Annotated in this window: 24 protein-coding genes and 1 pseudogene; 18 read left to right on the forward strand and 7 right to left on the reverse strand. The window is 63.0% G+C overall.

The annotated features are described in order from the left end of the window. Positions 1–68: 68 nt before the first annotated feature. The 5 genes from VMP31_RS02260 to VMP31_RS02280 are packed head-to-tail and all read left to right on the forward strand — an operon-like array spanning position 69 to position 3,900. Complete coding sequence (locus VMP31_RS02260) at positions 69–638, forward strand: YqgE/AlgH family protein (protein WP_325503639.1); 570 nt, start codon at positions 69–71, stop codon at positions 636–638. Continuing rightward, positions 638–1,075 (forward strand): Holliday junction resolvase RuvX, encoded by a 438-nt coding sequence (ruvX, locus tag VMP31_RS02265; protein ID WP_325503641.1) that lies wholly within the window; start codon positions 638–640, stop codon positions 1,073–1,075. The genes VMP31_RS02260 and ruvX overlap by 1 nt, the downstream gene beginning before the upstream one ends. Before the next feature lie 31 nt (positions 1,076–1,106). Further along, entirely contained in the window at positions 1,107–1,613 is a 507-nt protein-coding gene (gene pyrR / locus VMP31_RS02270; protein WP_325503643.1) for a bifunctional pyr operon transcriptional regulator/uracil phosphoribosyltransferase PyrR, read from the forward strand. An 11-nt stretch (positions 1,614–1,624) separates the two neighbouring features. Continuing rightward, on the forward strand, positions 1,625–2,629 hold the full coding sequence (locus VMP31_RS02275; RefSeq protein ID WP_325503997.1) for an aspartate carbamoyltransferase catalytic subunit: 1,005 nt from the start codon (positions 1,625–1,627) through the stop codon (positions 2,627–2,629). Continuing rightward, on the forward strand, positions 2,629–3,900 hold the full coding sequence (locus tag VMP31_RS02280; protein WP_325503645.1) for a dihydroorotase: 1,272 nt from the start codon (positions 2,629–2,631) through the stop codon (positions 3,898–3,900). The genes VMP31_RS02275 and VMP31_RS02280 overlap by 1 nt, the downstream gene beginning before the upstream one ends. Before the next feature lie 74 nt (positions 3,901–3,974). On the opposite strand, the gene VMP31_RS02285 is transcribed toward VMP31_RS02280, so the two are convergent. Then, a complete protein-coding gene (locus tag VMP31_RS02285; protein ID WP_325503647.1) occupies positions 3,975–4,772 on the reverse strand; it encodes an ABC transporter substrate-binding protein in 798 nt (265 codons plus the stop codon). A gap of 77 nt (positions 4,773–4,849) precedes the next feature. Then, a pseudogene (locus VMP31_RS02290) lies at positions 4,850–5,313 on the reverse strand (NINE protein). 127 nt (positions 5,314–5,440) lie between these two features. Between VMP31_RS02290 and VMP31_RS02295 the strand changes: the two are divergent. Continuing rightward, positions 5,441–6,652, forward strand: a complete 1,212-nt coding sequence (locus VMP31_RS02295; RefSeq protein ID WP_325503651.1) for a putative DNA modification/repair radical SAM protein — start codon at positions 5,441–5,443, stop codon at positions 6,650–6,652. Then, complete coding sequence (locus tag VMP31_RS02300; RefSeq protein WP_325503653.1) at positions 6,652–7,530, forward strand: TIGR03915 family putative DNA repair protein; 879 nt, start codon at positions 6,652–6,654, stop codon at positions 7,528–7,530. Before VMP31_RS02295 ends, VMP31_RS02300 begins: the two co-directional genes overlap by 1 nt. Here VMP31_RS02300 and VMP31_RS02305 read toward each other — a convergent pair. After that, positions 7,496–8,641, reverse strand: a complete 1,146-nt coding sequence (locus tag VMP31_RS02305; RefSeq protein ID WP_325503655.1) for a PilT/PilU family type 4a pilus ATPase — start codon at positions 8,639–8,641, stop codon at positions 7,496–7,498. The two genes, VMP31_RS02300 and VMP31_RS02305, sit on opposite strands and share 35 nt — an antisense overlap. Before the next feature lie 112 nt (positions 8,642–8,753). Continuing rightward, complete coding sequence (locus VMP31_RS02310; protein ID WP_325503657.1) at positions 8,754–9,788, reverse strand: type IV pilus twitching motility protein PilT; 1,035 nt, start codon at positions 9,786–9,788, stop codon at positions 8,754–8,756. A 54-nt stretch (positions 9,789–9,842) separates the two neighbouring features. On the opposite strand from VMP31_RS02310, the gene VMP31_RS02315 reads away from it, so the two are divergent. The 11 genes from VMP31_RS02315 (at position 9,843) to VMP31_RS02365 (ending at position 19,078) form a co-directional block, all read left to right on the forward strand. Continuing rightward, positions 9,843–10,529, forward strand: a complete 687-nt coding sequence (locus VMP31_RS02315; RefSeq protein ID WP_325503659.1) for a YggS family pyridoxal phosphate-dependent enzyme — start codon at positions 9,843–9,845, stop codon at positions 10,527–10,529. A 35-nt stretch (positions 10,530–10,564) separates the two neighbouring features. Continuing rightward, the gene (gene proC, locus VMP31_RS02320; RefSeq protein WP_325503661.1) at positions 10,565–11,383 is read left to right on the forward strand and encodes a pyrroline-5-carboxylate reductase; all 819 of its coding nucleotides are present in this window, start codon (positions 10,565–10,567) and stop codon (positions 11,381–11,383) included. Positions 11,384–11,392: 9 nt separating this feature from the next. Beyond that, positions 11,393–11,983, forward strand: coding sequence for a YggT family protein (locus VMP31_RS02325; RefSeq protein ID WP_325503662.1), 591 nt, complete (start codon positions 11,393–11,395; stop codon positions 11,981–11,983). After that, complete coding sequence (locus tag VMP31_RS02330; RefSeq protein ID WP_325503664.1) at positions 11,983–12,288, forward strand: DUF167 family protein; 306 nt, start codon at positions 11,983–11,985, stop codon at positions 12,286–12,288. The genes VMP31_RS02325 and VMP31_RS02330 overlap by 1 nt, the downstream gene beginning before the upstream one ends. Positions 12,289–12,470: 182 nt before the next feature. Continuing rightward, positions 12,471–14,453 (forward strand): dynamin-like GTPase family protein, encoded by a 1,983-nt coding sequence (locus VMP31_RS02335; RefSeq protein WP_325503666.1) that lies wholly within the window; start codon positions 12,471–12,473, stop codon positions 14,451–14,453. An 87-nt stretch (positions 14,454–14,540) separates the two neighbouring features. Next, positions 14,541–15,680, forward strand: coding sequence for a homoserine O-succinyltransferase MetX (metX, locus tag VMP31_RS02340; RefSeq protein ID WP_325503668.1), 1,140 nt, complete (start codon positions 14,541–14,543; stop codon positions 15,678–15,680). A gap of 2 nt (positions 15,681–15,682) precedes the next feature. Continuing rightward, a complete protein-coding gene (metW, locus tag VMP31_RS02345) occupies positions 15,683–16,303 on the forward strand; it encodes a methionine biosynthesis protein MetW (protein ID WP_325503670.1) in 621 nt (206 codons plus the stop codon). 182 nt (positions 16,304–16,485) lie between these two features. Continuing rightward, positions 16,486–16,905 carry a DUF4426 domain-containing protein gene (locus VMP31_RS02350; protein WP_325503672.1) on the forward strand — a complete coding sequence of 140 codons (420 nt, stop codon included), beginning with the start codon at positions 16,486–16,488 and terminating at the stop codon, positions 16,903–16,905. Further along, positions 16,902–17,498 (forward strand): RdgB/HAM1 family non-canonical purine NTP pyrophosphatase, encoded by a 597-nt coding sequence (gene rdgB / locus VMP31_RS02355; protein WP_325503674.1) that lies wholly within the window; start codon positions 16,902–16,904, stop codon positions 17,496–17,498. The genes VMP31_RS02350 and rdgB overlap by 4 nt, the downstream gene beginning before the upstream one ends. A gap of 38 nt (positions 17,499–17,536) precedes the next feature. After that, complete coding sequence (gene hemW / locus VMP31_RS02360; RefSeq protein WP_414705422.1) at positions 17,537–18,724, forward strand: radical SAM family heme chaperone HemW; 1,188 nt, start codon at positions 17,537–17,539, stop codon at positions 18,722–18,724. 30 nt (positions 18,725–18,754) lie between these two features. Beyond that, on the forward strand, positions 18,755–19,078 hold the full coding sequence (locus VMP31_RS02365; protein WP_325503678.1) for a DUF3392 domain-containing protein: 324 nt from the start codon (positions 18,755–18,757) through the stop codon (positions 19,076–19,078). A 2-nt stretch (positions 19,079–19,080) separates the two neighbouring features. On the opposite strand, the gene VMP31_RS02370 is transcribed toward VMP31_RS02365, so the two are convergent. The 3 genes from VMP31_RS02370 to trmB form a co-directional block, all read right to left on the reverse strand. Further along, on the reverse strand, positions 19,081–20,163 hold the full coding sequence (locus VMP31_RS02370) for an NAD(P)-dependent alcohol dehydrogenase (RefSeq protein ID WP_325503680.1): 1,083 nt from the start codon (positions 20,161–20,163) through the stop codon (positions 19,081–19,083). 399 nt (positions 20,164–20,562) lie between these two features. Further along, the gene (locus tag VMP31_RS02375; protein ID WP_414705423.1) at positions 20,563–21,888 is read right to left on the reverse strand and encodes a DUF1329 domain-containing protein; all 1,326 of its coding nucleotides are present in this window, start codon (positions 21,886–21,888) and stop codon (positions 20,563–20,565) included. Positions 21,889–22,070: 182 nt separating this feature from the next. Then, positions 22,071–22,790: a tRNA (guanosine(46)-N7)-methyltransferase TrmB gene (gene trmB / locus VMP31_RS02380; RefSeq protein WP_325503684.1), complete on the reverse strand. Its 720-nt coding sequence runs from the start codon at positions 22,788–22,790 to the stop codon at positions 22,071–22,073. Between the last annotated feature and the right edge of the window lie 160 nt (positions 22,791–22,950).

The raw sequence follows: 22,950 nt of genomic DNA on the forward strand, positions 1-22,950 counted from the left end.
CTCGCGTTTTTTCTAGCGCCGTGCGCGTGGCGCTTGAAGCGACTGCCGCGAAGCCTGAAACTAACGCCATGAAAGACGCCAGCCCGAGTTACCTCAAGCATCACTTCCTGATCGCCATGCCGCACATGGCCGATCCACATTTCGCCCAGACCGTGACCTACCTGATCGACCACAACGAACACGGTGCCATGGGCCTGGTCATCAACAAGCCCAACGGCCTCAACCTGGCCGACGTGCTTGAGCAGCTGCGCCCGGACGAAGAGCCGCCGGCCCTGTGCCAGAACCTGCCGATCTTTTCCGGCGGCCCGGTACAGAGCGACCGAGGCTTCGTTCTGCACCCCAGCGGCCCGCAGTTCCAGGCCACCCTGGAGCTGGGCGAACTGGGTCTGTCGACCTCTCAGGATGTGCTGTTCGCCATCGCCGACGGCACGGGACCTGCGAAATACCTGATCACCCTCGGCTATGCCGGCTGGGAAGCCGGACAGCTGGAGGCCGAGCTGGCCGACAATGCCTGGCTGACCTGCCCGGCGGACAACGCCATCCTCTTCGACCTGCCCTTCGACCAGCGCCGGAATGCCGCCGCCGCACGCCTGGGCATCAACCTCAGCCTGCTCACCTCACAAGCCGGGCACGCCTGATGGGCGAAGCAAAACCGCCGCGCCTGCTGCTGGGCTTCGACTACGGCAGCAAACAGATCGGCGTTGCGGTCGGCCAGGTGATCACCGGTCAGGCTCGCGAGCTGTGCATCCTCAAGGCGCAGAACGGCGTGCCGGACTGGCAGAAGGTCGAAGCGCTGATCAAGGAATGGCAACCGGACGCCATCGTCGTTGGCCTGCCGCTGAATATGGACGGCACAAAAAGCGAGATGAGCGAGCGCGCCGAGAAATTCGCCCGCCGCCTTAACGGCCGCTTCAACCTGCCCGTACACACCCATGACGAACGCCTGACCACCTACGAAGCCAAGGGCCAGCGCCTGCAGCAGGGGCAGAACAGCGGCTACCGCGAGCGCCCGGTCGACGCCCTGGCCGCAGCCTTACTCCTACAAGGCTGGCTCGAAGAAAATTGCCTGGGCTAACGCCCACTTAGTTTGTACCTGGAGTGTTGCCATGAGCTTACCCAACCCGGCCGAACTGCTACCGCAAATGGCCGCCGCCCTGACCAACCACCTGAATCAGCGGCAGATCAGCGAACCACGCTTTATCGGCATCCGCACCGGCGGCGTCTGGGTTGCCCAGGCCCTGCTCGAAGCCCTGGGCCGTGACGACGCATTGGGCATTCTCGATGTGTCCTTCTACCGCGACGACTTCACCCAGAACGGCCTGCACCCGCAGGTGCAACCGTCCGAGCTGCCATTCGAGATCGAAGGCCAGCACCTGGTGCTGATCGACGACGTGCTGATGAGCGGGCGCACCATCCGCGCCGCCCTCAATGAACTGTTCGATTACGGCCGCCCAGCCAGCGTGACCCTGGTCAGCCTGCTCGACCTCAACGCCCGCGAGCTGCCGATCCGCCCGGACGTAGTCGGCGCAACCCTGTCGCTGGTAGGCGAGCAGCGGGTAAAATTGTCCGGCCCCACGCCCCTGACCCTCGAACTCCAGACGCTGGCCAACTGAGAATGATCGCGATGACACCGATGGATGCCAAGCGCCCACTGCAACTCAACGACCAAGGCCAGTTGCGCCACTTCCTCTCCCTCGACGGCCTGCCCCGCGAGTTGCTGACCGAGATCCTCGACACCGCCGACTCCTTCCTCGAAGTCGGCGCGCGGGCGGTGAAGAAGGTGCCGCTGCTGCGCGGCAAGACCGTGTGCAACGTGTTCTTCGAGAACTCCACACGCACCCGCACCACCTTCGAGCTGGCGGCCCAGCGCCTGTCGGCCGACGTGATCACCCTTAACGTGTCGACCAGCTCCACCAGCAAGGGCGAGACCCTGTTCGACACCCTGCGCAACCTGGAAGCCATGGCCGCCGATATCTTCGTGGTCCGCCATGCCGACTCCGGTGCCGCGCACTTTATCGCCGAACATGTGTGCCCAAACCTGGCGATCATCAACGGCGGCGACGGCCGCCACGCCCACCCGACCCAGGGCATGCTCGATATGCTGACGATTCGTCGGCATAAAGGCAGCTTCGAGAACCTCTCGGTGGCGATCGTCGGCGATATTCTGCATTCGCGGGTGGCGCGCTCGAATATGCTCGCCCTGAAAACCCTGGGCTGCCCGGATATCCGCGTGATCGCGCCGAAGACCCTGCTGCCGGTGGGTATCGAGCAGTACGGCGTGACGGTCTACAGCGACATGAACGCCGGCCTCAAGGACGTCGACGTGGTGATCATGCTGCGCCTGCAACGTGAACGCATGAGCGGCGGCCTGCTGCCTAGCGAAGGCGAGTTCTACCGCCTGTTCGGTCTCACCGAGCAGCGCCTCAAGCTGGCCAAGCCGGACGCCCTGGTGATGCACCCGGGGCCAATCAACCGCGGCGTGGAGATCGAATCGGCGGTGGCCGACGGCCCACAGTCGGTGATTCTCAACCAGGTCACCTACGGCATCGCCGTGCGCATGGCGGTGCTGTCCATGGCCATGAGCGGGCAGAACGCCCAACGCCAACTCGACGCCGAGGAGCAGAACTGATGCGTATCGCGATCCTCGGTGCCCGTGTTATCGACCCCAGCAGCGGTTTCGATCGGCTTGCCGATATCTATATCGAAGGCGGCAAGATTGTCGCCATCGGCCAGGTTCCGGCCGGCTTCGTCGCCGAACAGAGCATCAACGCCCAGGGCCTGGTGGCCGCACCCGGCCTGGTCGACCTCAACGTCGCCCTGCGCGAGCCGGGCTACAGCCGCAAGGGCAGCATCGCCACGGAAACCCTGGCGGCTGCGGCCGGCGGCGTCACCAGCCTGTGCTGCCCCCCCTTTACCAAGCCAATACTGGACACCCCAGCGGTGGCCGAGCTGATTCTCGACCGCGCCCGCGAAGCCGGACACACCAAGGTGTTCCCGATCGGCGCACTGAGCAAAGGCCTGGAAGGCGAGCAGCTGGCCGAACTGGTGGCCCTGCGCGATGCCGGCTGCGTGGCCTTCGGCAACGGCCTGGACAGCTTCCGCAATAACCGCACCCTGCGCCGCGCCCTGGAATATGCAGCGACCTTCGATCTGACGGTGATCTTCCACTCCCAGGACCATGATCTGGCCGAAGGCGGCCTGGCCCATGAAGGTGCCACCGCCAGCTTCCTCGGCCTGCCGGGCATTCCGGAAAGCGCGGAAACCGTGGCCCTGGCCCGCGACCTGCTGCTGGTCGAGCAGACCGGCGTGCGCGCCCACTTCAGCCAACTGACCAGCGCCCGCGGTGCCCAACTGATCGCCGACGCCCAGGCCCGCGGCCTGCCGGTAACCGCCGACGTGGCGCTGTATCAGCTGATCCTCACCGACGAGGCGCTGATCGACTTCTCCAGCCTTTATCATGTGCAGCCGCCGCTGCGCACCGCGGCCGACCGCGACGGCCTGCGCGCCGCGGTAAAGAACGGGGTGATCACGGCCATCTCCAGCCACCACCAGCCCCATGAGCGCGACGCCAAGCTCGCACCCTTCGGTGCCACCGAGCCGGGCATCAGCAGCGTGCAACTGCTGCTGCCGCTGGCCATGAGCCTGGTACAGGACGGCCTGCTCGACCTGCCCACCCTGCTCGCCCGCCTAAGCAGCGGCCCAGCGCAAGCACTATGCCTGCCCGCTGGCAACCTGAGCGTAGGCACCCCCGCCGACCTGCTGCTGTTTGATCCACAGGCTTCGACCCTGGCGGGGGAGCGCTGGTACTCCAAGGGCAGCAACTGCCCCTTCCTCGGCCACTGCCTGCCGGGCGCGGTGCGTTACACCCTGGTAGACGGGCATATCAGCTATCAGGCCTAAGCCACTGCAGCAAACAACAAACCCGCCGCTGGCGGGTTTGTTGTATTAATCCCTGGCGACCCTGGGTATCCATTTCAGAAAGGGTAATGTTCTTCCAGGCCATGCTTGCGGTAGATGGCACGCAGGCTGCCGTCGGCCTTCATGCGCCGTAACTCTTCGTCATAACGCTGGGCCAATAGCGGCAAATCCGGGTAATCCGATGCCTTGACGAAGGTGTTGTAGTAGGCCTCGCTCTTCATCGGCTTGGGCAAGTAGGCGATGCGCTGCGCATAGCCCTCCTGGTGCGCGCCATACAGCGTCACCATGGCCGGCAGGGGCACGGTATCGATACGCCCGTGCAGCAGCTTCTGCATCTGCAGAGCGTTCTGGGTCACCAGATCGGTGTGCCAGATACCCGCAGCGACCGCCGCCCAGAACTCCTGGGTATAGGAAAAGCCCTCGGTCGCGCCGACCCGCAGACCTTTCAGGTCCTCCAGCTGCTCATAGCGAAAACGCTGCTGGTTCTCCTTGAGCACAAAGAAATGCCAGTTGTTGTAGATATGCGCTTCAGCGGCGTACAGCAGGTAGGGCGTACGCTCCTCCTTGAAGGAGTAGGTGAACACCATGTCGTACAGCTTGCCCCGCCGCCAGTTGCTTTCCAGGCGCGCCGAGGAGGATTCCAGACGCACCCGATAAGGCACCTCGAGACGCCCCAGAATATGCTCCAGCACATCGATATCCAGGCCCTTGATAAGGCCATCCTGGGGATCCACATAGCGCACCGGCACCTCGGGGATGCCGCCGATGACCAGCTCTCGGGCCTGGACATTGGCAGGCCCGAGGCCAAGCAACACGCAGCACAGTGCTAGACAAACAATCCCGATTCGGTGCATAGGGCCCTCAAACAACCAGGCGCATCTAGATCAAAGAGATGGCTGCAGCCTATCCACCCATACCCTGCCAATCCCGCTTACATGCGTATTCCAGTAGCAGGATAGTCCTTGCTCAAGCGCTGCGGGCATTCTGGATGGAGATCTGCGTGTTCATCGTCCAGAAGTCATAGAGCACGCCCAGGCCGAGAAAGCCGAAGGTCAGCAGGTAGAGAATGCCGCTGATCCATTTGCCCTGGTACATGCGGTGCACGCCGAAGAAGCCGAGGAAGGTCAGCAGAATCCAGGCCACGTTGTAGTCGGTGTCGCCGGCGCTAAAACGCAGGTCGGCCTCACGGTCCATGGCAGGGATCAGGAACAGGTCGACGATCCAGCCGATAAACAGCAGACCGAAGGTGAAGAACCAGATAGTCCCGGTCACCGGTTTGCCGTAATAGAAACGGTGCGCGCCGAGAAAGCCGAAAATCCACAGCAGATAGCCGATAAGTTTGCTGTGCGTGTCCTGTCGCTGCATGTGCGTGCCTCCTGATGGCCTGAGCTGCATCTGACGCCACACTCTACGCAAGGTTCGCCGCCCGGGGAAATCCGCCACACACATCGCCAGATCAGCGCTTGATGCCTGCAGGAGATTGCTAAATACTGTATGCATAACCAGTTAAGCAGGCAGCACCATGCAACTGATCGAAAAACTCACCGTACTCGCCGACGCCGCCAAGTACGACGCCTCCTGCGCCAGCAGCGGTGCGCCAAACCGCAGCTCCAAGGGTAAGAGCGGAATAGGTTCGACCAACGGCATGGGCATCTGCCACAGCTTTACTCCGGACGGGCGCTGCGTGGCCCTGCTGAAGATCCTGCTGACCAACTTCTGCCTGTATGACTGCCAGTACTGCGTCAACCGCCGCTCCAGCGACGTGCCGCGCGCGCGTTTTACCCCGGAAGAAGTGGTGGCCCTGACCATCGACTTCTACAAGCGCAACTGCATCAGCGGGCTGTTTCTCAGCTCCGGGATCATCCGCTCGGCCGACTACACCATGGAGCAGCTGATCCGCGTGGCCAAACTGCTGCGCGAGGAGCACGAGTTCCGCGGCTATATCCACCTCAAGACCATCCCCGACGCCGACCCGCTACTGATTGCCGAAGCCGGGCGCTACGCCGACCGTCTGAGCGTGAATATCGAACTGCCCACCGAGAGCAGCCTGATCCGCCTGGCCCCGGAGAAAAAGGTGCTCACCATCAAGCAGGCCATGCACTCGATCCATCAGGGCGAGAGCGAGGCGCGCGCAGAAATACGTGCACCGCGTTTCGCCCCGGCGGGCCAGAGCACGCAGATGATCATCGGTGCCGACGCCACCGATGACAGCACCATCCTGCACACCGCCGCCTCGCTCTATGGCGACTACCGCCTGCGCCGGGTGTATTACTCAGCCTTTAGTCCGATCCCGCAAAGCCCGAATACCGTGCCCTTCGAAGCGCCGCCCTTGCTGCGCGAACACCGCCTGTATCAGGCCGACTTCCTGATGCGCGGCTACGGTTTCTCAGCCTCCGAACTGCTTAGCGGCCCCGGCAACCTGGCCCTGGATATCGACCCGAAACTGGCCTGGGCGCTAAACAACCGCGAGCATTTCCCGGTCGACCTTAACCGCGCCGAACCGGCGGTGATCGCTCGCGTGCCCGGCATCGGCATGCTCAGCGCCAAGCGCCTGGTGGCCCTGCGCCGACAGAAACGCATCCGCTTCGACGACCTGACGCGCCTGCGCTGCGCCCTGGAAAAAGCCAAGCCCTTTATCGTCACCCAGGATTATCGGCCTCTGCAGGCCTCCCGCGAATCCCTGCTGCTGCGCCAGCAGCTCAGTGAAACGCCCGCACAGATGGCGCTGTGGTGATGCATAACGCGCACTTCGATGGCAGCTTCGCCGGCTGGCGCGAGGTCGCCAGGGCGTTATTGCAGCAAGGCGTGCCGCCGCACCAGGTCAACTGGCTGGGTGACGGCGATCAAGGCGGCCTGTTCGACCGCGCGCCTGACGCCATCAGCATCCAGCCCCTGGCACCCGCACCGCGCATCCCCAAACAGCTGCTTGAACTGCTGCAGAGCGCTGCACGTTTTCGCGTCGAAGATCGCTGGAGCCTGCTCTATCGGATTCTCTGGCGGGTTGCCCTGGGTGATCGCGCCGCCATGCTGCCGGGAGATATCGATGGCAGCCAGCTGCATAAACGGCTCAAGGCGGTGCGTCGCGAGGCTCATCATCTGCATGCCTTTCTACGCTTTCATCCGCGCCCGGAAAACGCCGAAGGGCCACAACTGGTGGCCTGGCATGAGCCCGCCCATGACATTCTGGCCAGTGCCAGCGGGCACTTTGCCGAACGCCTGGGGCGCAGTACCTGGTTGATTGCCACAGCGGATGATGGTGTGTACTGGGATGGCCAGCGCCTGCACTACCAGCGGCCCTGCCCGCCTGAGTGGCAACGCCTGGCGCAAACGCCCGAAGATGATGGTGAAGCGTTGTGGCTGGCCTATTACGGCAGCACCTTCAATCCGGCGCGACTGAATCGCAGCGTATTGGAGACCAGCATGCCCGTGCGCTTCTGGAAAAACCTGCCGGAAGGGCCATTGATTCCACAGCTGATGAGCCAGGCCCGCGCCGGCGCACAGCGCAACGGCCAGGCCGAAGCCGTGGCGCGCCAAGGCGGCAAAAGCATTCGATCCAGCAGCGCGAAGGCGCTGCCTGTCAGCGAAAGCGCTTGCCCGGATCCTCTTCGCTGACTTCCAGCGACAGGCCCTGGGACATGCTGCTCAGGTGATCGCCGTCGGCTTCCGAACCGAGTTTGATCATCAGACGCAGGTCGTTGGCCGAGTCCGCATAGAGCAGCGCGTCTTCGTAGGTGATTTCGCCCTGGCTATAGAGGTTGTACAGGGCCTGATCGAAGGTCTGCATGCCCAGCTCGGTGGAGCGCTTCATCAGCGCCTTGAGCTCGTGCACTTCACCCTTGCGGATCAGGTCGGCGGCTAGCGGGGTGTTGATCAGCACCTCGATCACCGCGCGGCGGCCCTTGCCATCCGGGGTCGGGATCAGCTGCTGAGCGACGATAGCCTTGAGGTTAAGCGACAGATCCATCCACACCTGGTTCTGCCGGTCAGCCGGGAAGAAGTTGATGATCCGGTCCAGCGCCTGGTTGGCGTTGTTGGCGTGCAGGGTGGCCAGGCACAGGTGGCCGGTTTCGGCGAAGGCCACGGCATGGTCCATGGTTTCGCGGGTGCGCACCTCACCGATCAGGATCACGTCCGGGGCCTGGCGCAGAGTGTTTTTCAGCGCCACCTCGAAGGACTCGGTGTCGATGCCCACCTCGCGCTGGGTAACGATGCAGCTCTGGTGCTGGTGGATATATTCGATCGGGTCTTCGATCGAGATGATGTGGCCGCTGCTGTTCTTGTTGCGGTAGCCGATCATCGCCGCCAGGGAGGTCGATTTACCGGTACCGGTGGCACCGACAAATAGCACCAGGCCGCGCTTGGTCAGGGCCAGCTTCTTCAGCACTTCCGGCAGTTTCAGCTCATCCAGAGTCGGGATATTGGTTTCGATGCGGCGCAGCACCATGCCGGCCAGGTTGCGCTGGTAGAAAGCGCTGACGCGGAAACGGCCGATGCCGCGGGCACTGATGGCGAAGTTGCATTCATGATTTTCGGCAAAATCGCGGCGTTGCTGCTCGTTCATCACCGAGTGCACGGTCTCGCGGGTCTGCTCCGGCGACATGGGCGTTTTGGTAATCGGCATGATCTTGCCGTTGACCTTCATCGAGGGCGGCACGCCGGCGGTGATAAACAGGTCGGAGCCGCCCTTTTCCACCATCAGGCGCAGCAGTTTTTCGAATTCCATGCGTTGTCTCGCCCATCTGCATCACGCGTTTTGGCCAAGGCCAGCAGGTGGCGCGTGTGACTCGCCGCTGGCCTGAACCCGTGCGGCCCAAGGCCGCGCGGGTATCGTCTGGTTAGAAGTTTTCCGGCGTCTTGGCTTTCTCACGAGCCGCTTCGCGGCTGACGATGCCTTTGGCCACCAGCCCCTTGAGGCAGGAGTCGAGGGTCTGCATGCCCAGCGTGCCGCCGGTCTGGATCGCCGAATACATCTGCGCCACCTTGTCCTCGCGGATCAGGTTACGGATCGCCGGGGTGCCGATCATGATCTCGTGGGCCGCCACCCGACCGCCGCCGATCTTCTTCAGCAGGGTCTGGGAGATAACCGATTGCAGGGACTCGGAGAGCATGGAGCGAACCATGGATTTTTCTTCGGCGGGGAACACGTCGACCACCCGGTCGATGGTCTTGGCCGCCGAGGTGGTGTGCAGGGTGCCGAACACCAGGTGACCGGTTTCCGCGGCGGTCAGGGCCAGGCGGATGGTTTCCAGGTCACGCATCTCGCCGACCAGGATGATGTCCGGGTCTTCCCGCAGGGCCGAGCGCAAGGCTTCGGAGAAACCGAGGGTATCGCGGTGCACTTCACGCTGGTTGATCAGGCACTTCTTCGACTCGTGAACGAATTCAATCGGGTCTTCCACGGTAAGGATGTGGTGGTACTTGTTGCTGTTGATGTAGTCGAGCATCGCCGCCAGGGTGGTCGACTTGCCCGAGCCAGTTGGCCCGGTGACCAGCACCAGGCCGCGCGGCACATCGGAAATCTTGCGGAAGATCTCGCCCATACCGAGGTCTTCCATGCTCAGCACTTTCGACGGAATAGTCCGGAACACCGCACCCGAACCGCGATTCTGATTGAAGGCGTTGACCCGGAAGCGCGCCACGCCAGGCACCTCGAAGGAGAAGTCGGTCTCGAGGAATTCCTCGAAATCCTTGCGCTGCTTGTCGTTCATGATGTCGTAGATCAGCGCATGCACCTGTTTATGGTCCAGGGCAGGCAAATTGATCCGGCGCACATCGCCGTCAACCCGAATCATCGGCGGCAGACCAGCGGAGAGATGCAGGTCCGATGCACCTTGCTTGGCGCTGAAGGCAAGCAACTCAGTGATATCCATGGGACTCCCTAATGGCGGTAGAATGCCGCGAAACCCAGGCGGCGGGCGCAAGTAATGTCCACGATAGCAGAGAATATTGCAAAGGTCGGAGTGCGTATCCGTGAGGCGGCGCAAGCCTCGCAGCGAGATTGTGCGACTGTCGGCCTGCTTGCGGTAAGCAAAACCAAACCGGCTGCGGCGATTCGCCAGGCTTTTGCCGCCGGCGTACGGGATTTTGGCGAGAACTACCTGCAGGAGGCTCTGGAAAAACAGCTCGAACTCGGCGACCTGACCTTGATCTGGCACTTTATCGGCCCCATTCAATCGAACAAGACCAAGGCCATTGCCGAGCATTTCGCCTGGGTTCATTCGGTGGATCGCCTGAAGATCGCCCAGCGCCTGTCCGATCAGCGCCCGGCGCATCTGCCGGCGCTGAATATCTGCCTGCAGGTGAATGTCAGTGGCGAGGCCAGCAAGTCCGGTTGCAACCCGGATGAACTGCCGGCCCTGGCACAGGCGGTTACACAACTGCCCAACATCCGCCTGCGTGGATTGATGACAATCCCCGAGCCGACCGACGATGTGGCTTGTCAGCATGCTGCTTTCGCCCGCCTGCGCGAGTTGCAGGACGGCCTGGGGTTGGGCCTCGACACCCTGTCCATGGGCATGAGCCATGACCTGGAAGCGGCCATCGGCGAAGGCGCGACCTGGGTGCGCATTGGCACCGCCCTGTTCGGAGCTCGCGACTACGGCCACAACTGATCGAATTTGCCAGCAGACTTATTAAGGAAGCCCCTATGACCACTCCCCGCATTGCCTTTATCGGTGCCGGCAATATGGCCGCCAGCCTGATCGGCGGCCTGCGCGCCCAGGGCATCGACGCCAGCGCCATCAAGGCCAGCGACCGCGGAGCCGAGCAGCGCGCGAAGATCGCCGCGGAGCACGGCATCGAACTGTTCGCCGACAACGCCCAGGCTGCGGCCGGGGCCGATATCATCGTGCTGGCGGTCAAACCTCAGGTGATGAAGGCGGTGTGCCAGGATCTGGCCCCCCACCTGAGTGAGGGCCAGCTGCTGGTGTCGATTGCCGCGGGCATCAGCTGCGCCAGCCTGGAAAACTGGCTGGGCCCTCGCGCCATCGTGCGCTGCATGCCCAACACCCCGGCCCTGCTGCGCCAGGGCGTTAGCGGCCTGTATGCCAACAGCCATGTTTCCGCCACCCAGCGCCAGCAGGCCGAGCAACTGCTCAGCGCCGTCGGCCTGGCCCTGTGGCTGGATAAGGAAGACCTGATCGACGCCGTCACCGCGGTGTCCGGCAGCGGCCCGGCGTATTTCTTCCTGCTGATGGAAGCCATGACCGCCGCCGGGGAGAAACTCGGCCTGCCCCGCGACACCGCCGCCCAACTGACCCTGCACACCGCCCTTGGGGCTGCGCGCATGGCGGTGGCCAGTGACGTCGATGCCGCCGAGCTGCGTCGCCGCGTAACCTCTCCCGCCGGCACCACCGAAGCGGCAATCAACACCTTCCAGGCCGGCGGCTTCGAAGCCCTGGTCGAGAAAGCCCTCAACGCCGCCGCCAACCGTTCGGCGGAACTGGCCGAACAACTGGGTCAATAAGGAACCAACATGATCGGACTCAACACCGCCGCGGTTTATATCCTGCAAACCATCGGCAGCCTCTACCTGCTGATCGTGCTGCTGCGCTTTATCCTGCAACTGGTGCGGGCCAACTTCTACAACCCCGTGTGCCAGTTTATCGTGCGCGCCACCCAACCCCTGCTGCGCCCCCTGCGCCGGGTAATTCCCAGCCTCGCGGGTCTCGACCTGGCCTCCCTGGTGCTGGCGATCCTGGTGCAGCTGGTGCTGATGGCGCTGACCCTGCTGCTACTCGGCTATGAGCTGAATAACCCGCTGCAGCTGCTGGTGTGGTCGATCATTGGCGTGACCGCGCTGTTCCTCAAGGTGTTCTTCTTCGCCCTGATCATCAGCGTGATCCTCTCCTGGGTGGCCCCCGGCACCCACAACCCGGCGGCCGAGCTGATCAATCAGATCTGCGAACCGCTGCTCGCGCCGATCCGCCGCATCCTGCCGAGCATGGGCGGTATGGACCTGTCGCCGATCGTGGCCTTTCTGCTGCTCAACCTGATCGACATGCTGGTGATCCGCAACCTGGCGATCATGACCGGCATGTACAAGGGTCTCAGCCTGGCGATCTGATGAGTTATTACCACTGGGATGGCGAGGACCTGATCCTCGACTGCCACCTCCAGCCCAAAGCGAGCAAGGACGAATTCGCCGGGCTGCACGGCGAGCGGATCAAGATCCGCCTCACGGCACCGCCAGTGGACGGCAAGGCCAATGCCCAACTACTGGCGTTTCTGGCGGCCGCCTTTGCCGTCGGCAAGAGCCAGGTCAGCCTGGAAAGTGGCCAGCAGAGCCGGCAGAAGCGCGTGCGGATCAAACAGCCGCGCCACTTTCCGGCCACCCTCGGAGTCACCATCGAGGCCCCTGACCAACCCTAAGTCTGGAGCTGCATGACGGGTGATTGACGTCATTCATATGAACCGCATAATGCCAGGCAACCCAGCCCGCAAAAATCGCCCCTTCGCCAAGTGGCAGCGGCATGGTTGCAGCAGACGCTTCAGCCCCCGCGGACTTCCCGCCGGGTCAGCCCTTGTGGACGGATCAAGCGGAGGAAACCCGGATGAGCATGGAACGTCTCACTCAACAGGTCGATGCCTACGTCGCCTGGAAGCGCGAGCTGATGCGCGAGATCACCCGCTATCGCAGCTGGCTGGTAACCAATCGGCTCAACTCCGAAACCGTGGAAGCTCAGCTCGAACGCGCGCTGAAGCTGCTGCGTACTGATCACATCACCCTGGCCTTTGTCGGCGAGTTTTCCCGCGGCAAGACCGAGCTGATCAACAGCCTGTTCTTCTCCTCCTACGGCCAGCGCATGCTGCCGTCCCAGGCCGGGCGCACCACCATGTGCCCCACCGAGCTGTTCTTCGACCCGCGCTCGGAACGTTCCTATATCCGCCTGCTGCCGATCGAGACCCGCCTCGCTGAGGCCAGCATCGCCCAGTTCAAGCGCATCCCGCGGCACTGGGTGAATATCCCCCTGGACCTTAGCGATCCGAACAATATGGTCCAGGCCTTTACCCAGGTGGCCAAGACCAAACCCATGCCAGTCGAGCAGGCCATCGCCCTGGGCTTCCACCCGGACATGCTGGAAAGCACCAACAAACCGGGCGAGGTGCTGGTACCGGCCTGGCGCCATGCCCTGGTCAACCTCGACCACCCGCTGCTGCGCCAGGGTCTGCGCATCCTCGACACCCCTGGGCTGAATGCCCTGGGCAGCGAGCCGGAGCTGACCCTGTCGATGCTGCCCAGCGCCCAGGCGATCATCTTTTTGCTGTCCGCCGACACCGGCGTCACCGCCAGTGACATGGAGGTGTGGCAGCAACATATCCGCCAACTCGATGACGATACCCAGACCTGCCTGTTCGCTGTGCTGAACAAGATCGACGTACTCTGGGACGACCTGGCCGGCGAAGCTTTCGTGCAAAGCGCAATCCGCCAGATCCAGGCCAGCACGGCCCGGCAGCTGGGCATCGATGCCTCCGAGGTGCTGCCGCTGTCGGCCAAACAGGCAATGCTCGCCAAGGTGCGCAAGGACCCCGAGCTGCTGGCCCGCAGCCAGATGGCCAACCTGGAGAAGCTGCTCTGCGAGCGCATCATCGCGCAAAAGGAGCGCCTGCTGGAGGGCCGCGTGGTCAACCAGGTGCTGGCCATGCTGCAGAACAGCGAGCATGTGCTCAAGCTGCGCCTGGAAAAAGTCAACGAGCAACAGGCCCTGCTCGACAATCACCAGCAGGACAACGGCCAGCTGTTGTTCGAGCTGACCGCCAAGACCAAGCAGGAACACAGCCTGCATCACCGCCGCCTGCTTGGCCTGAAAACCAACCAGCGCCTGCTCAAGCGCCAGGGCGACCTGCTGCGCAGCGCCGCCCGCAGCGAGCGCCTGGACGAACACCTGAACAAGGTGCGGCGCAACCTTACCGGCAGCTGGACCACCCTGGGCATCAACCGAGCCATCCTGCACTTCTTCCGCAGCGTGAAGCAGGATCTGCACAACCTGGCCCAGGAAGCCGAGATGGCCAACAAGATGGTTGCGGCCATCTACCGCCGGCACAACGAAGAGAACCCACTGCACGGGGTCGACGCCCCGCAGTTCAATATCGGCCGCTACCAGCGCGAGCTCGCGCAGCAAAAGGCCAAGGCCGATCAGTTCCGCCTGCAGCTGAAAACCCTGTTTACCGAGCAACGCAGCCTGAGCAAACGCTTCTTCGCCACCCTGGTGCAGGAAGTCATCGGTTTGCACCAGCGCGTGCGCCGGGAAGCCGAGCAATGGGCCAACGATGCCCTGATGCCGCTGCTGCAGCACAGCCTGGAACACAAGCAACAGCTGGAAACCCATATGCTGCGGCTCAAGGCCCTGGCCCAACAAACCCAGCAGGCGCGCCAGCGCGGCCAGCAACTGGGGCGCTACGCTACCGAGCTTGAGCAGCAGTTGGCCCAGGCCAACGACATGCTGCGCATCTTGCGCCATCCGGCACCGATACAACGCCAGGGCAAAGTGGTCACCCTGCCAGGAGCAGCGCGCCCACACAGCGTCGGCGAATAGTCCGGTCCCGCCAACGCCGCCCGTGCGCTTGCCGCCCGCGGCGGCGCTCTTTAGACTGCGGCTCTTCTTTGATTACGAGCAGGGTCGATGTCAACTGCCTTCCCCCAAGACTCTGTTGGCCTGGTGACGCCCCAGTTGGCGCATTTCGCCGAACCCCTGGCGCTGGCCTGCGGGCGCAGCCTGGCCGACTACCAACTGGTCTATGAAACCTATGGCCAGCTAAATGCCACGGCGAGCAACGCCGTACTGATCTGCCACGCCCTGTCCGGCCATCATCACGCTGCCGGTTATCACAGCGCTGAAGACCGTAAACCAGGTTGGTGGGACAGCTGCATCGGCCCCGGCAAGCCGATCGACACCAACAAGTTCTTTGTCGTCAGCCTGAACAACCTCGGCGGCTGCAACGGTTCCACCGGCCCCAGCAGCCTCAACCCCGCCACCGGCAAGCCCTTTGGCGCGGACTTCCCGGTGATGACCGTGGAAGACTGGGTGCACAGCCAGGCGCGCCTGGCCGACCGCCTCGGCATCAGCCAGTGGGCCGCGGTAATCGGCGGTAGCCTGGGCGGCATGCAGGCCATGCAGTGGGCGATCAGCTACCCCGAGCGCATCCGCCACTGCCTGGCCATCGCCTCGGCACCCAAGCTGTCGGCGCAAAATATCGCCTTCAACGAAGTGGCGCGCCAGGCCATCCTCACCGACCCGGACTTCCATGGCGGGCACTTTCAGGAACAGGGCGTGATCCCCAAACGCGGCCTGATGCTGGCGCGCATGGTCGGCCATATCACCTACCTGTCCGACGACGCCATGGGCGAGAAATTCGGCCGCGGACTGAAAAGCGAGAAGCTCAACTACGACTTCCACAGCGTCGAGTTCCAGGTGGAAAGCTACCTGCGCTACCAGGGTGAAGAGTTCTCCGGGCGTTTCGACGCCAACACCTACCTGCTGATGACCAAGGCGCTGGATTATTTCGACCCGGCGGCCAGCCATGACGGCGACCTGGCCAAGACCCTGGCCCATGTCAGCGCGGATTTCTGCGTAATGTCCTTTACCACCGACTGGCGCTTCTCGCCGGCGCGCTCGCGGGAAATCGTCGATGCCCTGACCGCCGCACGGAAGAACGTCTGCTACCTGGAAATCGACGCACCCCAGGGCCACGACGCCTTCCTGATCCCCATCCCGCGCTATCTGCAGGCTTTCGACAGCTATATGAAACGGATCAAGGTGTAGCCATGCGAGCGGACCTAGACATCATTCAGGAATGGATTCCCGCCGGCAGCCGGGTCCTCGACCTGGGTTGCGGCAATGGCGAGCTGCTGGCCTGGCTGACTGAGCACAAGCAGGTCAGCGGTTACGGCCTGGAAATCGATGCGGAAAATATCGCCCAGTGCGTCAGCAAGGGCGTCAACGTGATCGAGCAGAACCTCGACAAGGGCCTGGGCAACTTCGCCAGCAACAGCTTCGACGTGGTGGTCATGACCCAGTCGCTGCAGGCCCTGCACTACCCCGACAAGGTGCTGGCGGAGATGCTGCGCATCGGCAAGACCTGCATCATCACCTTCCCCAACTTCGCCCACTGGCGCTGCCGCTGGTATCTGGCGAGCAAGGGCCGTATGCCGGTGTCGGATTTCCTGCCCTACACCTGGTACAACACGCCGAATATCCACTTCTGCACCTTCGAAGACTTCGAAAACCTGTGCCATGACCAGGGTGCCCGCGTGATGGATCGCCTGGCGGTCGACCGCGACCACCGGCACGGCTGGGCCAGCCGGATCTGGCCTAATCTGTTAGGTGAAATCGGCATTTACCGGATCAGCGGACCGACCGCCCAGGATGCGCCGCTCGCCCCCTAGCAGGCCGTTGAAAAACGTAGGCGAGGCAGGCAAGACAAGGCAAAAACGGCCGAAAAAGCGGAGTTTACGAGCTGTAAATGAGCATTTTTAGGCCGTTTTTAACGCAGGATTGCCAACGTAGGTAGTTTTTCATCGGCCTGCCAGGCCGTCGCCACCGCACCACTTATTTCAGGAGTCCCCCTATGAACCGCCTTGCCCTCCTCCTTATCGCCCTGTGTCTGAGCCTGCCGGCCCTGGCCGAACGCAAGCAGAGCTACGGCGACCTGGACGTGCACTACATCGCTTTCAATTCGGGCTTTCTGCAGCCGGATATCGCCGCAGCCGTGGGCCTGGTGCGCAGCAAGACCCAGGGCGTGGTGAATATCTCCGTGCTCAAGGCCGGTATCCCCAGCAACGCTACCGTCAGTGGCGAGGTCAAGGACCTGGTCGGGCGCAGCCACCCGCTGGCCTTCAAGCAGGTCACCGAGGGCACCGCCATCTATTACCTGGCCCAGTTCCCCTTCACCCAGCGCGAAGTGCTGCGTTTTACCATCAATGTCACCGCCGCCGATGGCGTGGCGCGCAGCTTCGACTTCAACCAGGAATTCTTCCCAGACGAATGAGCCACTTCAACGAGCTTGTACTCGCCAGCCATAACGCCGGCAAACTCAAAGAGCTGCAGGCCATGCTCGGCAGCAGCGTACGCGTGCGCTCGGTGGGCGAATTCTCCAAGGTGGAGCCGGAAGAGACCGGTCTGTCCTTTGTCGAGAACGCCATCCTCAAGGCGCGCAATGCCGCCCGGCTGTCCGGCCTGCCAGCGCTGGCCGACGACTCCGGCCTGGCGGTGGACTTTCTCGGGGGCGCACCGGGTATCTACTCGGCGCGCTACGCCGATGGCCAGGGTGATGCGGCAAACAATGCCAAGCTGCTCGACGTGCTAAAGGATGTGCCAGATGCCGAGCGCGGCGCACAGTTCGTCTGCTGCCTGGCGCTGGTGCGGCATGCCGACGACCCGCTGCCGATCATCTGCGAAGGCCTCTGGCATGGGCGCATCCTGCACGCGGCGCAAGGCGTGGAAGGCTTTGGTTACGACCCGCTGTTCTGGGTGCCCGAGCGCGAATGCTCGAGCGCCGAACTGCCGTCTGCCGAGAAAAACCAGATCAGCCACCGCGCCCGCGCCATGGCGCTGCTGAAACAGCGGTTAGGCCTGGCATGAAACCGCAGCCCTCGCCCAACCCCCTCTCTCAAGAAGAGATGGGCTTATCCTCCCCTCTCCCCCCGGGAGAGGGGCCGGGGGTGAGGGGCTTTCAGCTGCCGCCTCTGGCGCTGTATATCCACATCCCCTGGTGCGTGAAGAAGTGCCCCTACTGCGACTTCAACTCCCACGCCGCCGGGCCGAACCTGCCGGAAGAAGAATACGTCGACGCCCTGCTGGCGGATCTGGATGCCGATCTGGCGCAGGTCTACAACCGTCCGCTGAGTTCGATCTTCTTTGGCGGCGGCACCCCCAGCCTGTTTTCGGCCAAAGCCCTCGGCCGCCTGCTTGAAGGTGTGGAGCGGCGCGTGCCGTTTGCCTCAGATATCGAAATCACCCTGGAAGCCAACCCTGGCACCTTCGAACAAGCCAAGTTCCGCGACTACCGCAGCCTCGGTATCAATCGTCTGTCGATCGGCGTGCAGAGCTTCCAGGGGCCAAAGCTGATCGCTCTGGGACGGATCCACGACGGCGATGAAGCGGTGCACGCAGCCGATATGGCCCGCGCCGCCGGCTTCGACAATTTCAACCTCGACCTGATGCACGGCCTGCCGGACCAGTCCATCGAGGATGCCCTGAGCGACTTGCGTATCGCTATCGCCCAGGGGCCGACGCATCTGTCCTGGTATCAGCTGACCGTGGAGCCGAACACGGTGTTCTGGAACCAACCACCGGTGATGCCCGAGGACGATATTCTCTGGGACATTCAGGAAGCCGGACAGGCCCTGCTGGCCGCCGAAGGCTACGCGCAGTACGAAGTCTCGGCCTACGCCCAGGCCGGCAAGGCGGCGCGGCATAACCTCAACTACTGGACCTTTGGCGATTTCCTCGGCATCGGTGCCGGCGCTCACGCCAAGCTGAGCCGCCCGGACGGCAGCATCAGCCGCAGCTGGAAAACCCGCCTGCCCAAGGACTATCTGGACCGCAGCAAGCGCTTTAGCGCCGGCGAGCGCCCGTTGAGCGCAGATGAGTTGCCCTTCGAATTTCTGATGAATGTGCTGCGCCTCACGGACGGCGTCGCCAGCGAACTGTTCACTCAGCGCACCGGTTTACCGCTCAGCCAACTCACTGCAGCGCGCGCCGAGGCCGAGCAACGTGGCCTGCTGCACAGCGACCCGGCACGCCTGAGCGCCACCCGCGAAGGCCAGCTGTTTCTCAACGACCTGCTGCAACACTTTCTACCCTGACGCATGCGCCCACACGGCTAAGGAAACCTGATGGACCTGCTACTCGACCTGATCGTCACTCTGTCGCGCTGGAGCCGCAGCCACCTCTACGACATCTCCCTGGCGATCATGGCCACCCTGCTGGTGTTGTTCGGCCCCGGCATCAACGCCTGGGTGCAGCGCAACACCAGCAGCATGAACTTCATTTTCCGCACCCTGATCTTCGTGTTGCTCTGCGCCGTGGGCTACGGCCTGCTGATCGTCTTCGCCACGCCGTACCTGGCCAAGGGCCTGGGCTTCTTCAACAACTTCACCCTGGCCCCGGTGCTGATTCTGGTGTTCTTCGTGATCGGCATCCTGGCCGATCGCAATTAGCCTCAGCCAAACGGCTTGATCGCCACCTTGAGCACCCCGTCACGCTGGTTAGCGAACAGGTCGTAGGCCGCGACTATGTCGTCCAGGGCATAGTGGTGAGTGACCAGGGGGCTGAGATCGATACGCCCGCTGGCCACCACATTGATCAACCGGCGCATGCGCTCCTTGCCACCTGGGCAGAGCGAGGTGACGATCTTGTTGTCACCCAGACCGGCATGGAAGGCCCCCAAGGGGATGGTCAGGTCGCTGGAATAGACGCCCAGGCTCGACAGAGTGCCGCCAGGCTTGAGCACGCGCAGGGCACTCTCGAAGGTGGACTGTAGGCCCAGGGCTTCGATCGAGGCATCCACGCCACGGCCGCCGGTCAGGCGCAGGATCTCCTCGACCACGTCCACCTGATTGAAGTTGAGGGTGATATCGGCGCCCATCTGCCGGGCGATCTGCAGGCGCTGCTCGACCCCGTCCACCACGATGATGCAGCTGGCCCCGCGCAGCTTGGCTCCCGCCGTGGCGCACAGGCCGATCGGGCCCTGGGCGAAGATCGCCACCACATCGCCGATCTTGATATTGGCAGCCTCGGCCCCGGCAAAGCCGGTGGACATGATGTCCGGACACATCAGCACCTGTTCGTCACTCAGGCCATCCGGCACCGGGGCCAGATTGCCCTGGGCGTCGGGCACCAGCACATACTCGGCCTGGGTGCCGTCGATGCTGTTGCCAAAGCGCCAGCCGCCCATGGGTTTGTAGCCGTGGCACCTGCAGCCGCCATCCTGAGCCGGATAACCGTCCTGGCTGGCATAGGAGCTGAAACTGGGGCAGATGGCTCCGGCGATGACCCGCTGGCCTTCCTGATAGCCCTGCACATTGCTGCCGAGCTTTTCGATAATGCCCACCGGCTCATGGCCGACGGTCAGACCCCTGGCCACCGGGTATTCACCCTTGAGGATATGCACATCGGTGCCGCAGATCGTGGTGGTGGTGAGCCGCACCAGCGCGTCATTGGGTCCCACCTCTGGAATGGGCTTATCCACCAGTTCGATACGCCCAGGCTCGATAAATACCGCTGCCTTCATCATGCTCATCACCTTGCTCCCTGAGTGGATCCGAAGGCCTATGATCCTAGACCAGGCTCAGCATGGGACCTCTGCGCTGCATCAATGTGACGACCATAAAAGGCTATGTTCCAGTACCACGCTGCCTTAAGGTTGCGGCCTTGAGTGCGTAGGGAGCTGACTTTGTACACCTTGCGCACCCGGGTCAGCGGCTGATTCTTGGTGCGCACAACGCACCCTACGGGGTCATGCAGACACCGTAGAAGCGGGGTACCCCGCTGCGCTTACAGCGCTGGATCTTCACAGCCTGATTGCCACAGCAAAAGGCCCGACCTTGATCACTCAAGGTCGGGCCTTTTCTGGGTTACAGACTCGCTAATAGGTAGGGTGCGCCGTGCGCACCAGCGTCAACTGCAGGCCCAAAAGGCGAACTCAGTTACCTTCGCGGCGCAGGGCCTGCGGGGTGAAGTCGCGGGGGCTGAGCTGGGCCTTGAAGTTGTACATGGGTTCGTTGTTATCCAGGCCGTCGACGAAGTAGCGCTTGCCCTTGAAGTCGTAGATGGTCTCCAGGGTGCTGCCGAACATAGGCACGTCGTAATAGCTGATCGGATGGCTTTCCTGCACCCCGATCAACTCGCCAGCCTTGTCGTACAGATCGACCGCCAACACCTGCCAGCTGTCTTCGTCGATATAGAAACGACGCTTGGCGTAGGGGTGGCTGAAGCCCTTGCGCAAATCGGCCTCCACCACCCACACGCGGTGCAGCTCGTAACGCAGCAACTGCGGGTTGACGGTATCGCGCTGCAGGATGTTGTCGTAGGGGATGCCCTGCTGATGCACCGCATAGCTGTTGTAGGGCACCAGCATTTCCTGCTTGCCCATCAACTGCCAGTCGTAGCGGTCCGGCGCGCCGTTATAGACATCCACCTGATCGGCGGTGGCCAGGCCGTTGGTATCCGGCTGCAGGGTATCGTAGGCCAGCATCGGCAGACGCCGCACGCGCCGCTCGCCGCGGCTAAAGCGCCAGGCCTTGCGGATCGCCAGCACCTGGTCGAGGGTTTCCTGCACCACCAGCGCCGAGCCCGAGAGCTTGGAGGGAGCGACCACCTTGTACTTGTAATAGAACAGGGTGTTGTCCAGGTCCTGCGGGGTGACGCCCTCGCGGCCGTAGAGGAAGTAGATGTCGCGCTCCAGCTTGAGCAGGTTATACGAGCCGTTGGCCAGTACTGCCGCCTGGTTGGTGACGAAGCGGATCTGCTCGCCACGGTAACGCATGATGTGGTTCCAGATGGCTTCCTGGCCGGTTTTCGGCAGCGGGAACGGGATACCGGCCGCCACACCATCGACGCCATTGCCGCCGGAAATCAGCTCGGCGCTCTGCGCATTGAAGCGGGAGGCGTCATAGATGCGTTGCGGCGCAGCCGCGCTACGGCGAGTCGGGAAAACCCGCAGGAAGTAATCCGGGTTCTTCTCCAGCAACACTTTCAACCCCGCCGGCAACTGGGCCTGATACTGCGCCAGGTTCTGGCTGTTGACCTGGTACAGCGGAGCGTCCTGGGCATAGGGGTCGGGGTGGTGCATACCCGCGCGGTAGTTGGCCGGCGGTTGCGCCAGGCCACCTTCCCAGCTGGGGATGGTGCCGGCGGCATTGCCCGCGCGCTCACCTCCCAGCGGAGTCAGATCCTGTCCGAGACGGGCAGGCTGGGCCTGCACCTGCAGGGCAAAGGCAGTCAGCAATAGACATGAAAATACTTTCAACACAGCGATCTCCTCGCAACCTGGCCGAAGCAGGGCTGCTGTTCTTATGACCCGTCCGTTAGCGGGCGGGTTGATAGGCCGTCTTGGTGAGGAGCCATCCTGGCAGGAGGCGACTGAGCCGCTCTTGTGCAGTCATCCCTGTGTTTGTTGGGTGCGCCAGCCATGCGCTGGCGTTGCCGGGATCAGTCGTTACGCTGGAATTTCAGGTCCCAGACGCCATGGCCGAGACGCTCGCCGCGGCGCTCGAACTTGGTGGTCGGACGCTCCGTCGGGCGCGGCACATACTGTCCCTCTTCAGCCAGATTCTGGTAACCGGGTGCCACATTCATCACTTCCAGCATGTACTCCGCGTAAGGCTGCCAATCGGTGGCCATGTGCAGCACACCGCCGACCTTGAGCTTCTGGCGGACCAGTTCGGCGAAGGACGCCTGAACGATGCGGCGTTTGTGATGACGGGATTTGTGCCACGGGTCCGGAAAGAATAGCAGCACCCGGTCGAGGCTGGCGTCGGCCACACAGTTGCGCAGCACTTCCAGCGCATCGCAGCTGTAGACGCGCATATTGCTGAGGTTCTGGGTCATCAGGCCGTTGAGCAACGCGCCGACACCCGGGCGGTGCACTTCCACCCCGATAAAGTCCTGCTCGGGCGATGCGGCGGCCATTTCCAGAGTGGAATGGCCCATGCCGAAACCGATTTCGAAGGTACGCGGCGCGCTGCGACCGAACACCTGGTCGAAATCACGCAAGCCGTCGTCCAGCTGCAAGCCGAACTTCGGCCAGCCCTGATCGAGGCCGCGCTGCTGGCCTTCGGTCATGCGCCCGGCACGCATCACGAAACTCTTGATCGCGCGGTGCTTGGAGGTGTCTTCAGCCGGCTCAGGCTGTTGCTGCAATTCGGTCATGCTGTGCTCTTAAAGTGCTTTTAGAGTGCTTTTACGATTTCGCGAGCTAGAGCCATGCAAGGCAAAAACAGGCGAGGAAGCGGAGTTTACGAGTTGTAAATGAGCATTACGACCGGGCTGGCGCTCCAGCCTGTTTTTAACGCAGCAGGGCCGAAGCGCA

Source organism: Pseudomonas sp., assembly GCF_035512415.1.
Lineage (GTDB): Bacteria > Pseudomonadota > Gammaproteobacteria > Pseudomonadales > Pseudomonadaceae > Aquipseudomonas.